9 protein-coding genes are annotated in these 12571 nt (G+C 65.4%); 2 read left to right on the top strand and 7 right to left on the bottom strand.

Translation table 11 applies throughout. The annotated features are described in order from the left end of the window. Positions 1-54: 54 nt before the first annotated feature. The 3 genes from NF551_RS05625 to NF551_RS05615 are packed head-to-tail and all read right to left on the bottom strand — an operon-like array spanning position 55 to position 3734. Entirely contained in the window at positions 55-1392 is a 1338-nt protein-coding gene (locus NF551_RS05625) for a YibE/F family protein (protein ID WP_227894869.1), read from the bottom strand. A 48-nt stretch (positions 1393-1440) separates the two neighbouring features. Beyond that, positions 1441-2346 (bottom strand): GNAT family N-acetyltransferase, encoded by a 906-nt coding sequence (locus NF551_RS05620; RefSeq protein WP_227894870.1) that lies wholly within the window; start codon positions 2344-2346, stop codon positions 1441-1443. Beyond that, entirely contained in the window at positions 2346-3734 is a 1389-nt protein-coding gene (locus NF551_RS05615; protein ID WP_227894871.1) for a glycine--tRNA ligase, read from the bottom strand. The genes NF551_RS05620 and NF551_RS05615 overlap by 1 nt, the downstream gene beginning before the upstream one ends. 409 nt (positions 3735-4143) lie before the next feature. Here NF551_RS05615 and NF551_RS05610 point away from each other — a divergent pair, with 409 nt between their 5' ends. Further along, the gene (locus NF551_RS05610; RefSeq protein ID WP_227894872.1) at positions 4144-5697 is read left to right on the top strand and encodes a hypothetical protein; all 1554 of its coding nucleotides are present in this window, start codon (positions 4144-4146) and stop codon (positions 5695-5697) included. Between the two features lie 23 nt (positions 5698-5720). Further along, the gene (locus NF551_RS05605) at positions 5721-7844 is read left to right on the top strand and encodes a hypothetical protein (protein WP_227894873.1); all 2124 of its coding nucleotides are present in this window, start codon (positions 5721-5723) and stop codon (positions 7842-7844) included. Positions 7845-8000: 156 nt separating this feature from the next. On the opposite strand, the gene efeB is transcribed toward NF551_RS05605, so the two are convergent. From efeB to NF551_RS05585, 4 genes are all read right to left on the bottom strand, one after another. Then, positions 8001-9275, bottom strand: a complete 1275-nt coding sequence (gene efeB, locus NF551_RS05600) for an iron uptake transporter deferrochelatase/peroxidase subunit (protein ID WP_227894874.1) — start codon at positions 9273-9275, stop codon at positions 8001-8003. Positions 9276-9287: 12 nt separating this feature from the next. Next, positions 9288-10436 carry an iron uptake system protein EfeO gene (gene efeO, locus NF551_RS05595; protein ID WP_423721504.1) on the bottom strand — a complete coding sequence of 383 codons (1149 nt, stop codon included), beginning with the start codon at positions 10434-10436 and terminating at the stop codon, positions 9288-9290. 34 nt (positions 10437-10470) lie between these two features. Beyond that, a complete protein-coding gene (gene efeU, locus NF551_RS05590; RefSeq protein WP_227894876.1) occupies positions 10471-11322 on the bottom strand; it encodes an iron uptake transporter permease EfeU in 852 nt (283 codons plus the stop codon). A gap of 200 nt (positions 11323-11522) precedes the next feature. Next, on the bottom strand, positions 11523-12509 hold the full coding sequence (locus NF551_RS05585; RefSeq protein ID WP_227894877.1) for a DMT family transporter: 987 nt from the start codon (positions 12507-12509) through the stop codon (positions 11523-11525). Positions 12510-12571: the final 62 nt, after the last annotated feature.

The raw sequence follows: 12571 nt of genomic DNA, 5'->3' as shown, positions 1-12571 counted from the left end.
GGCGCGGGGTATTGGTCGCGGTCTGGCGGGATTCACGTTCCTGCAGTTCGTCATTCACCTGCCCGTGGTCCGGCTGCTGGGCATGACGTTTACGTTTGAGCCGCCGGTCATTCCGGAGCCGGCTGCTCCGTAGCCGTCCCCTGTGCCTTCGTCACCGGAGCCCGTCCGGGCACCGGTCAGGCCCACAGCCTTGACCACCAGGACGGCGACGGCGGTGGTCACCGGAATGGCCAGCACCAGGCCGATGGAACCGACGAGGGTGCGGATGACTTCCTCGGCCAGCTCGCCGCTGGTCAGGGTTTCCATCAGCGTGCGGTCGTACAGGGAAACCAGGATCAGCACCGGCAGCGCCGCGCCGGCGTAGGCGAACGCAATGGTGTACACGGTGGAGGCAATGTGGTCGCGGCCCACCCGCATGGCTCCGGCGAAGAGGCGTTTGGCGGAAGCGCCGGGGGCCAGCTCGTACATTTCCCAGACGGCGGAGGACTGGGTGATTGTCACGTCGTTCAGCACACCAAGTCCGGAAATAATGAGTCCGCAGAGGATAATTCCGGAGATTGACAGCTGGTCCGAGGCATTGATCAGCGTGTACGCGTTCTCATTGTCGACGCCGATCAGGTGCGCAGCGTCCGTGGCCCAGGCCGCCAGCCCAGCCGTTATGGCCAGGCCAAAGAGCGTACCCAGCAGCGCCGTCGAGGTTCTGGCGGAGAAGCCGTGCGCGAAGTACAGGACCCCGATCATGATCACGCTGGATCCGACCAGCCCCAGCAGCAGCGGGGGTTTTCCCTCGACCAGGCCCGGCAGGATGAACCCGGCGAGCACGGCATAGGCTCCGCCCAGTCCGATGAGCGCACGCAGGCCGCGCCAGCGCGCGACAGCGATGACCACGCCGGCGTAGAGCACGGCGAGTGCCGCGATCGGAACACTCCGGACGAAGTCCATGAAGATGTACGGCGGCGCCCCGTTGTCCACCATGACGTTTTGAAGGTTCAGGTAGCGGATAGTGTCGCCGGGCTCCACAGCGTTGGTCTTGGCGACTTCCGGAGGAACTTCGACCGGCAGCGACTCTCCCCCGCCGGGCGGCAGGGTGTAGGCCACCTGGCACTGCGGCGCCTGCGCCCCGGCCTCCGTCAGCGCAACGGAGGACGGGCAGTCCTCTTCCACGACTCTCTGGACAGCGCCGGTGTCGATGCTGACGCCGTCGGCCGTTGCATACGGATCGGCAACGGTGATGTCCCCTGGCTCACCGCTCGGCCACAGCGCCACCATGCCGGCGAAGGCCAGCAGTCCCAGGGGAACCAGGATCCAGGCCAGCAAACGGTTGGCCCGCCGCCGGGCGGCCAGCGCTGCACGCGTTGGCGCGCCCGGGGAGGGCAGGTGGCTGTGTCCCATGCGGGGCGTCCTTAGATCGTTGAGAGGGCCTCGACGCCAGCGGCGGAACTAGCTGCTGACGATCAGGGTCTCGGGACCGTCCTGGCGGGCGGCTCCGGAAGCCAGCAGCGGCTCCAGGACCCGGACCAGGGCAGTCATGGACTCGTCAACCTCAAGCTGGACCGGATACTGGTAGGCCACCATGGCCAGCAATGACGCCACCGCAGCTTCTGCTTCGGTTTCCGCCAGGGAGGTGTCCCAGCCCAGCAGCACGTCCGCCGGAGTATCGGTGCGCTCAGAGGTGTAGCTCACAGCGAAGGCAGCGATCTTCCCGCCTTCGTTCTTGGGCTTGTCCCGGAGCACCACGGCACCGGAAGCTCCGGTGGCATCGTTGAGCAGCATCTGCTGCGCACGGCCCACGCTCATGTCTGCCCGGTCCCAGTCGTGGACTGCGTTGTAGAAATCGGCGACAACGCGGGTCAGTTCCACCGATCCGGTGGCCGCCTCGTCCAGCTGGGGCCCGTGGTCTTCGAACACGGGCAGCTTCAGCTTGCCCGGCTCCACAACCACAACCCGGGAGCGCTGGATTGGCTCCAGCCCGGCTGCCGCCGCGAAGGCCGCGCCGGGGGTATCCGGTTCAACCTTCGCGCGCAGCTTTGCAACGCCCGACGGCGCGTTCTCGGCTTCCTTGCGCAGCATGCCCAGCAGCGTGGACCCGAGGCCCGCACGCCGGTTCTCCCGTGCCACCTCGATGTACACCCACAGCCGGTCCGGGTGAAGGCTGGTCTCGTAAACCACGCCCGCTGCCACCGGCACGCCGTCGTCCTCCGCCACGATGCAGCGGCTCCACGGCTCGTTCGACGACGGCCGCAGCACGGCCCGGAAGTGCCCGGCCTCGCCGGTCTCCGGGTCACCCCAGAGCTGGAGCAGCGTTAGGTCATCGTCCTCGCGCCATTCACGGAACTGAACACCCATTACGCGCCGATCAGCCGCTCGGCGAGGTAGCCCTCGACCTTGTCCAGGCTGACGCGCTCCTGCGCCATGGAATCGCGCTCGCGTACGGTCACGGCCTGGTCTTCCAGGGTGTCAAAGTCCACGGTGATGCAGAACGGGGTGCCGATTTCGTCCTGGCGGCGGTAACGGCGGCCAATGGCGCCGGCGTCGTCAAAGTCGATGTTCCAGTTCCGGCGCAGCTGGGCAGCCAGGTCCTTGGCCTTCGGGGACAGGTCCTCGTTGCGGCTCAGCGGAAGGACGGCAGCCTTGACCGGAGCCAGGCGCGGATCCAGTCGCAGCACGGTGCGCTTATCCACGCCGCCCTTGGCGTTGGGTGCCTCGTCCTCGGTGTAGGCGTCCACCAGGAAGGCCATGAAGGAACGGGTCAGACCGGCGGCCGGTTCAATAACGTACGGCGTGAAGCGTTCGTTGGTGGCCTGGTTGAAGTAGCTGAGCTCCGTGCCGGAGTGCTTGGAGTGTGTGCCGAGGTCGAAGTCGGTGCGGTTGGCGATGCCCTCGAGCTCGCCCCACTCGGAACCCTGGAAGCCGAAGCGGTATTCGATGTCCGTGGTGCCCTTGGAGTAGTGGCTGAGCTTCTCCAGCGGGTGCTCGAACAGGCGCAGGTTGTCCGGGTCGATGCCCAGGTCCGTGTACCAGTTCTTCCGGGCTTCAATCCAGTACTTGTGCCATTCCTCGTCCGTGCCGGGCTCGACGAAGAACTCCATTTCCATCTGCTCGAATTCACGCGTGCGGAAGATGAAGTTGCCCGGGGTGATCTCGTTGCGGAAGCTCTTGCCGATCTGGCCGATGCCGAACGGCGGCTTCTTGCGCGAGGTGGTGAGCACGTTGTTGAAGTTCACGAAGATGCCCTGCGCGGTTTCCGGGCGCAGGTAGTGCATGCCCTCTTCATTGGCGACCGGGCCAAGGAAGGTCTTGAGCAGGCCGGAGAATTCCTGCGGTTCGGTCCACTGGCCCTTGGTGCCGCAGTTGGCGCAGGCGATGTCAGCCAGGCCGTTTTCCGGGGCGCGGCCCTTCTTTTCCTCGTACTCTTCCTCGAGGTGGTCGGCGCGGTAGCGCTTGTGACAGCTCAGGCACTCAACCAGCGGGTCGGAGAAGACCTCAACGTGGCCGGAGGCTTCCCACACTGCGCGCGGGAGGATGACGGCGGAATCCAGGCCTACGACGTCGTCGCGGCCGCGGACCATGTTCTGCCACCACTGCTTCTTGATGTTTTCCTTGAGTTCAACGCCGAGGGGTCCGTAATCCCAGGCGGAACGGGAACCACCGTAGATCTCACCCGACTGGAAGACGAAGCCCCTGCGCTTGGCCAGGGAGATGATCGGATCCAGTTTGGATTTGGTCGAAGCCATGTGAATGGTACCGCCGTTCTTTCTGCTCGCGCAGGCCGCTGGGTGCGGTCCGCTTCTGATCCCTTACCGGCCCCGCTTCCGGCGCGGAGGTGCGCGGGAAGGCGGCGGAGGGCAAAACCTATAACTACCAGCTTAAGGTCATGCGGGCGAAAGCCTGTTACCGGCGCGCTCCCCTCTCGCCACGGACGGACGCCCGGCATGTTCCCCGAAGTTCCAGCGCCGGAAAACGTGTGACTACTTCGGGCGTAAAAATAGGACATGGTTTTGTTGCGTAAGTCGGAAATCTATAGAGTCTCCTAGGCCAAGTTAGGTATCCCTAACCTTAGTCGAGCACCTTTTTGTCGTTTCCACCCCCACCTAGGCCGGGCTTTGCCGCGGTCGGATTAGGTCGAATTTGAACCCCGAAAACATGATTGCCCAAGAATCCCGGACAGATAAACCGCGCGGCTGGCGGCCTTTCGCCGTGGCGGTCGCGGCGGCTGCACTTGTCGGCTCCGGCCTGGCAGGCATCACTGCCACGGCTGCCTCGGCAATGGACATCGCGGAGCCGGAATCCCTGGCTACAGCGGAGCCCACACCCCTTCTCCTGCAGGAGCACGACCATGGCTCCCCGTCATCCCCCGCCGCGCCCACTCCGGAGCCAACCCCAACACCGTCCGACACCGCAGAGAGCTCCCCCGAAGCATCCTCCCCCGCTGCAACACCGGCGGCCGCCCCTTCGACGACTGCCGGCACCGGACACGATCACGTTTCCGCGCCGGATTCGCCGTATTCCACGGCCTACCTGGAACGGAACTGGAAGCCGACCAAGTACGACACGTGCACGGCCGAACTGCATGCTTCCTTCACTGCGCTCGGCCCGGACGGCAAGATCTACCCCACGTGGCATCCCGCGCAGGTCACCGACCCGGCCACCGGCGAGCTCTGCACTTTCGGGCATGAGCACGGCACTGATCCGCGCACCTCGAATATCTACGGCTGGGTTGTCGACTACCTCACCCCGGAAGACGCCGACGGCAAAACCGGCATTCCCTTCGGTTACGCCAGCGAAGCGCTCATGACGTACGGTGCGGCACATGAGGGTATGGCCATGCGCCATGAAGACAACGCGGGCCACAAAATCTTCGTGGCCAACAACGTCCAACTTCTGGACGTCAACCGTGACTGGGTCCTCGACACGGCAGGCGCGGTGGTCACCTGCGATTTCCTCATCAAGCAGCACCAGGGCAGCTGGTCCCCCGACGCAACGTCCAACAACGCGCATGAGGCCATTTACGCCAGCAGATGTTCAGACGGAACCGAGATTATCTCCACGACCCTGAGCAAGTTCGGCAATTCCAACGAGTTCCACAAGAACTGCGGCGTGAACGAAAGGGTCGGCACCCTGGGCAGCAAACTCCCGGCCGGCTACGGCGGATCCCGGCTGATCCCGGATGCCAGCTGCGTCCAGCAGCATGCGACCGGCACCGAGGCTTCGCTCTGGGGCATGTACGAACTCTGGAAGGGTGAGAACAAGATCACGGACACCGCCGGCAACGTCCTGGCCCACTTTGATCCGTGGTTCGGCATCCGCAACCCCAGCCGCTACTACGACGCCGCCAAAAGCACCGAAACCTCCAACGGCATTTCCCGTCCTGTGGACCTGGCCTGGGGGAACAATCCCGCTGCGGCCTTCCCCTGGACCACAGTGAAGGACGCCGCAGGGCTGGACTGGCAGGATCCGGCGTCGCCGTTTGACGGCGCACAGCGTGACTTCTACCTGAACCAGAACTCGGTGAGCTCACTCTCCACCGGAACCCTCTTCACCGACCCCTACGGCACGAACGGGCAGCTGACAGAGTTCACCGGCAGCATCCGGCAGCACCTGGTAAACGGAACCGCCACGGCAGCCACCCTGGCCACGCAGAAGTTCGACACCGCTGCCGATTTCGGCAAAAACAACGGCGTCCACGCCCCCAACTAGGCCGGAACGAGCAAAGAAGAACCATGAAGAATTCCACATTCTCCCTCCCGCGCAGACACCTTACGGTGGGAGCAGCAGCCGCCCTGATCAGTGCAGGCGCCCTGGCTGCACCCGGACTGCCGGCGGCCACTGCCGACGAAGGCACTCCGGTGCTTGGCCAAAGCAAGTTGCAGGGGGAACCGAACGGTACCCTCGGCTTCGCCGTCAGCTCCACTTCCTGCGACATCAACGGCGACGGTTTTGAAGACAGCGTGCTGGGCGACTGGGGATGGGACCGCCCCGGCTACCCCAACACCGGCGCAGCCTACGTTGTCCTCGGATCCGTTGCGGACAAGAGCGGTGACGTCGCGGATCCGGATGTCTCCGGCACCATCCGGATCGATGGCCCCTCCGTCACTGTTCCCGGCGGCGCCTGGGTAGGCTGGTCCGTCTCCTGCCTCGACGACGTCAACGGTGATGGACTCGACGACTTCGTCCTCGGCGCAGGCAGCCGCAACTACCAGCAGGCCACCGTGATTTTCGGGCAGCGGGATTTCACCCCCGTCGACCTCGACTTCCTGGGTACCCGCGGATTCGTGATCGAAGATCCCGGGGCGGCAGACAAGGCTGGCGGCGATAAGTCCACCGACAACTTCGGTTTCGCAGTTGCCAATGTCGGAGACGTCGACGGCGACGGGCTGGGCGACATTGCCGTGGGCGACATCCTCGCCGATTACAACAGCCGGACCAACAGCGGACGTGTCTGGGTCATCAAGGGCCAGACGTCCGTGAAGAACGTGAACGTTCAGCGCGATACAGGAAAGGTGATCCGCACCGTCGACGGCGCCGCCGCGCAGGACCGCATGGGGTCAGTCAGCGCCGCGGGAGACATCAACGGCGACCGCCGATCAGACATCCTCGTCTCGGCCTTCACTGCGACCCCCTGGGGAACGGACATCGCGGCGTCCGGTGCGGCGTACGCCATTTGGGGCACCGGAACGCTGGACCTGGCCGCCCTGGACGGCAACGGCTTCATGATCTACGGACCGGACCGGCAGCGCGACCGGCTCGGGGCCTCGATCGCAGGCATCGGCGACATCAACGCCGATGGCCATGCGGACATTGCCGTTGGTGCCGACGGAGTCTCCCGGGACGGCGCTCCCCGGCCCGGCGGCGTCGCCGTCGTACTGGGATCCGGGTCAGCGGCCCCTGTGCTGACCAACCCCGGCTCCGGCAGCGCCACCGTGTACTCCTGCAGCACCGGCGATGCGGATCTCACCTGCAGCGGCGGCGAGCGCCAGGAGCGGGGCTATTGGATCGAGGGCGCGGCGGACGGCGGCCGTGCCGGTTCCTCGGTGGCCGGAATCCCGGACCTCAACGCAGACGGCACTCCGGAGATTCTTGTTGGGGCAGCAGGCGGCGGTGAAGTCTGGGCGGTCTACGGTGACGCCGGCTCAACCGGGACCGTTTCGCTTGGCTCGCTGACTCCGGAAACCGGCGTGCTCCTCGGCACTGGCGGCGGCAGTTCGATCGGGTACGCGGGCGACCTCAACGCCGACCGCTCTCCGGACGTTGTGTCAGGCGGCGCCAACAGTGTTTCCCTGTTTATGCTCTCCGCTGCAACGGCGGCTCCACCGGCCCCGACTACACCGGCCAGCCCGGGACCAAGCAGCACTCCAGAGCCGACCAGCACGTCCGAACCAACCAGCTCCCCCACGACGCCGGCCAAACCCGAGCCAACCAGCTCCCCGGAACCAACCAGCGGCTCCACCGCGACATCGGGTGGGAGCGCCCCGGAACGGCCACTGGCTGAACTGACGAACCCGGCAGTCCGAGACGGGGCAGCAACAGGTACTGTCCCCGGCGAGGTTTCTTCACAGGCTCCGGCCGTGACCTCGGATCCCGCTTCTGCGCCGGCGGACGGGCTTCCGGCTGACTCCCGGGAGACAGACCCGGATCAGCAGGCAGACCGGTCTGAGGAGGCAGGCGCAGCCAAGCCGGCCGGGTCCGCGGAAAGCCGCGCCGCCGGGACGGGAAGCGCCACAGCCCTGGACGCTCAAAACGAGTCCGCGTCGTGGCTGGCAGGCAGCGCGCCGTACGTCGCAGGCGGAGCCGTTCTCCTGCTGGGTGCCGGCAGCTGGTTTATCTGGCGGCGGCGCTTACTCTAGACAGATAGCCGGCGAAACGTCTCAGCTGAGCGAATAACGGAACGAATGCCCGGTGGGATTTCCCACCGGGCATTCGTTTTATGCTTCAGAGCAGTCTTGATGAGACCGCCGTCCTGCTAAAGGGACCTAAGACCTCCGTTGTTCGCGGTTTGCTCCTCAGGACCCAAACAGGGTGTCGCCAATGTAGCCGCCTGCTTCGATTCCGGGCGGCACGGCAAAAAGGCCGCTGCCCGTATGGCGGAGGTACTCGGCCAGCAGGTCACTCTTGGACATCGCCGACTGCATCGGCACGTAATGAGTCCTCGGATCCACCACGAACGCGATGAAGGCCTGTCCCGCGTCCAGGCGCCCGAGGCCGTCTGAACCGTCGACGTAGTTGTAGCCCCGGCGGAGCATCCGGACGCCGTTGTTGTGGTCGGGGTGGGCCAGCGCCAGATGGGAAGCGGGATCGATTAGCGGTCCGCTTCGTCCCTGCAGGCCAAAGTCGGGCGCGGTAAACTCTTCTCCCCCGGAAAGCGGAGCTCCCTCCCGCTTGGTCCTGCCGGTCACGGCTTCCTGTTCCCGCAGCGTTGTGCGGTCCCAGGTTTCAATATGCATCCGGATCCGCCTGAAGACCAGGTATGTGCCGCCGTCGAGCCATGATTCCGACGCCGGACTCCCGCTGACCCAGACATGTTCCTCCAGCTGCGCACCGTCCTGCAGCTTCAGGTTGGATGTGCCGTCCTTGAAGCCAAAGAGATTCCGCGGGGTCACCTGCGCCGTCGAGGTCGAGGCGGTCCTGCCGAAACCGGTCTGGGACCAGCGGACCCGGGCACGGCCGAAGGCAATCCGGGCGAGATTCCGCACAGCGTGGACCGCCACTTGGGGGTCATCGGCACATGCCTGGACGATGAGGTCGCCACCGCTGCGGTTCTCCTCGAGTGCATCTCCGGAAAACAGCGGAAGATCAATCAGGGCCGCCGGGAGTTTGTCCGCGATTCCGAACCTGTCAGCTCCGTCTTTCTCGAAGAGGGTCCTGCCGAATCCGAACGTCACGCTCAGATGGGACGCGTGGAGGTCCTGGGCTTCGCCGGTGTCCTCGGGAGGAGAGTCGTAGGCTCCGTCCGCCGCGCCGGTCTCTCCGATCTCCAGGCCGGCCGTCATGGCCTCCGCCGCCCGGGTCCAATCCCTCAGCAGCGAAACCAGGGAGGCACGCGTAGACGCCGTCACATCGAAGGCCGCTGTATGCATGCGGTCCTGGGCCTCGGTGGTGATACCGGCCTGGTGGGTTCCATGGAACGGCACGACGTCGTCCGTGCTTCGTCCGCGTTCCCTGTCCACGGCAAAGGCTCCGGCGGCACCGGCAGCCAAGCCGAGGCCCCCGGCCCCAGCCGCCGTGAACAGGCCACGGCGGCTGAGGCCTTTACTCCCACGTTCCTTTTCGGGACTCACCGGGTGCTTCTCCTACTTCACGACCGCTGCGGTCAGCTTCGACAAAGGTTCGCTCAGCGAATCGACGGCGGCACTGAGTTCCTGGATCTGCTCGTCAGTGAGTTCCGTGTAGAGCTTGAAACCTTCGCCTACCCGGTACTGGTCCAGGAGTTCCTGGAGCGCTGCGAAGTTCTCCTCGAGCGCTGCGTCGAGTTCGCCGTCGTTCTCCGCCAGCAGCGGCTTGAGGTCTTCATAGGCAATCCGGGCACCGTCCACGTTGGCCTGGAAATCCCAGAGGTCGGTGTGGGAGAAGAATTCCTCTTCACCCGTAACCTTGCCCGTGGCGACTTCGTCGAGGAGCTCCTTGGCACCGTTGGCCAGCTTGTCCGCGGTGTAGGTCAGCTCCTGGGTCCGGCTGAACAGTTCCTCGGTGTCCGCGACCATTTTCTCCGCAATGTAGGCGCGTTCCTCCGCCGTCATCTTGGTGTAGTCCGCCGGAGCCCACAGGTCCTTTTCCGCCCGGTGCCAGCCTGTGAACTCGTCGCCCTCTTCGAGGTCGGCTTCCCGGGCGTCCAGGATCGGGTCAAGGTCGCCAAAGGATTCTGCGACAGGCTCGATCCGTTCCCAGTGCATGCGCACCTGCGGGTACAGTGCCCGCGCGGTCTCTTCGTCCCCCGCGGTAAAGGCCGCAGCGAACTCACGGGTGCCTTCCAACAGCTGCGCTGCCTGGTCCTTGACGTAGGCGGCGTAAAGGTTGACGGCGTTTTCCTGCAGCTCAGCACGGTCAGCGCTGATTTCCTGGCCTTCAGGGGCTTCGGTGACGGTGAAAGCCGCGCGGATGCCCTCGCCCACCATCCCGGGCTTGCACGCCGTAAAGTACTGGCCTTCAGGAGCCATGACCACCAGATCGCGGGTGAGGCCGGGGCCGATGTTCTCGACCTCGCCGACGATCCGCAGGCCGTCCTCTGCCAGCAGGTAGAACTCGGTGACTTCGGTCCCCTCATTGGTGACGTCGAAGCGGATGGTTCCGCCCGGGGTGGTCCCGGTGGAAACCGAGCACTCCTGCGCTGTGCTGGTAACGGTAATGGCACCGTCGGCAACGGCGTTGTTGTCAGTGCAGCCGCTCAGCGTCAGCGCAGTGACGGCCAGGAGAACGGCAGGGGCGAGTGTGGGTTTTGCCATCATGGTCTTTCCTTAGTTGCTTTCGACAGCGGGGCTAGGATGCCGCTGTCACGGGCCGGGGCGCGTTTGCATCCCGGCGTGGGCCGCGGCGTCGGACGCTGCGGAAGTAGAACCACATCACCGGGATCACGTAAAGGACCCAGGCGGCTGCTTCGAGCCAGGTGGTGGCGGGTGAGAAGTTGAATATGCCCTTGAGCACCGCGGCCAGCCAGCCGCTTGGGGAAATGATGTGGGAAACGTCAAAGGCGAGCGAATACAGTCCAGGAAGCACGCGGGCTTCCTGGAGGTCGTGGATGCCGTAGGCGAGGACGCCGCCGGCGACGATGATCAGGGCCGCTCCGGTCCAGGTGAAGAACCGGCTCAGGTTGATTTTCAGGGCGCCCTTATGGAGGAGCGCACCGAGGATCACGGCGAGGGAGAGTCCTAGGCCCGCGCCCAGGATCGGTTCCCAGGTCTGGCCGGTCGCCCGCGCAGCTGACCAGATGAACAGAGCGGTTTCCAGGCCTTCACGGCCGACGGCCAGGGCAGCCACCAGGACCAGGCCCCAGGCGTTCTGGTCCGAAGCGCGGTCCACCTGTTTCTGCAGGTCGGCTCCAAGTGAGCGGGAGGCCGTGGCCATCCAGAAAACCATCCATGTCACGAAGCCCACGGCGACAATCGAAAGGGAACCGCCAATGATTTCCTGCGCTTCGAAAGTCAGACCGCGGGGGCCGAAAGTCAAAAGGGCACCAAATCCGAGGGATACCAGCACCGCCACAGCTATCCCGGCATATATCCGGGGAATCAGTGCAGTCCGCCCGCTTTTCTTTAGATAAGCGAGGAGAAGGACCACTATCAGTACAGCCTCGAGTCCCTCGCGGAGCCCGATGAGGAAATTACCAGTCATAACGCGCCTTGGTCCGGGCCGCGCCCTGGTCTTTTACGGCCGTGCGCAGGCGAATAATTACGCAACGGAACTGTGCGCTATTAGAGATTAGCTTAGGCTTGGCTTAGTTACATATTTATGTCGAAGGGGCGGCAGGGCGTCGGTTTTCGGGGGTTTCGCGGTGGCCCCGGGGGCACCGTGGCCCCAGGGGCCCCGTGGCTCTACGGGCGCCGCCGCGATCCCGGAAGCCGCACCCCTGGCATATTCCACGGCAGGGTGGCGACAACGATGGCGGCCAGGGTCAGCGCGGTCCCCAGCACCGTTGCTGCCACCACCACTGAGCCCGGCGCCGGGAAGAAGACATCCAGCAGCAGCGAGCCGATCAGCTGCCCGCCGATGAGTCCCAGGCTGGTCAGCAGGACACCGAGCGTCTTGACCAGCATCGCCCCGACGCCAATAAAGATGCAGCCCAGCGGACCGCCCAGGTAGTACCACCAGGTGTCCGGAGGCGGGTTGCCCGTTCCGGACAGGGCAACCTTGACCAGCCACACGGCCAGCAGCGCTGCAAAGCCGGAGACAAAGTTCAGCAGGGTCGCGGTGATCGGTGAGCCGTAGTGCATGCCGGTGGTGCCGTTCATGGCCTGCTGGAAACTCATGGCCATGCCTGCACTGAGCGGCAGCAGAACCGCCAAAAGCCAGTCCCCTGTTCCACCGGTGCCGGAGAGTTTAGGGCTCACGGCCCAGGCGACGGCGGCGATGGTCAGGACCGCTCCCACCACGCGCATGATGGTCAGGGCCTTCTTCCCGCCGGGGCCGATGCCCATCCGGTCCACCACCAGCCCGGTGAGGGTCTGCCCCGCGACCGTGGCCACGGTGAAAACCGCCACCCCCAGGACCGCGATGGTCAGGGTCTGGGTCAGCACGAACCAGGCACCGATCACGCCGGCCAGGATGTAGATCCGCGGAAAGCGCCGTTCCCTCAGGGACGGCAGGATCTGGGCGAAGCCCGCCCGTCCGCGCGGCAGGATGGCGCTGACCACGATCATCACGGCAAGCCCCACGCCGAAACTCACCAGGGCCGCCGCAAGGGAATCGTCCAGGGCCACCCCGAGTTCGCCGTTGACCCGCGCCTGGGCAGGGATCGCCATACCGGCGGCGAGCGCCAGGGGAAGGCCGACGGCGGCAGGAAGGCGGGCAGGCTGTGGCACCGTTACACAGTACTCCCGGCCGGGCCCGCCGCCGTCAGGACCGCGCCGGTGCGCGGAAGTAC

It is taken from the genome of Arthrobacter caoxuetaonis, assembly GCF_023921125.1.
GTDB lineage: Bacteria > Actinomycetota > Actinomycetes > Actinomycetales > Micrococcaceae > Arthrobacter_B > Arthrobacter_B caoxuetaonis.
This window is presented reverse-complemented; position numbering and strand designations above follow the sequence as displayed.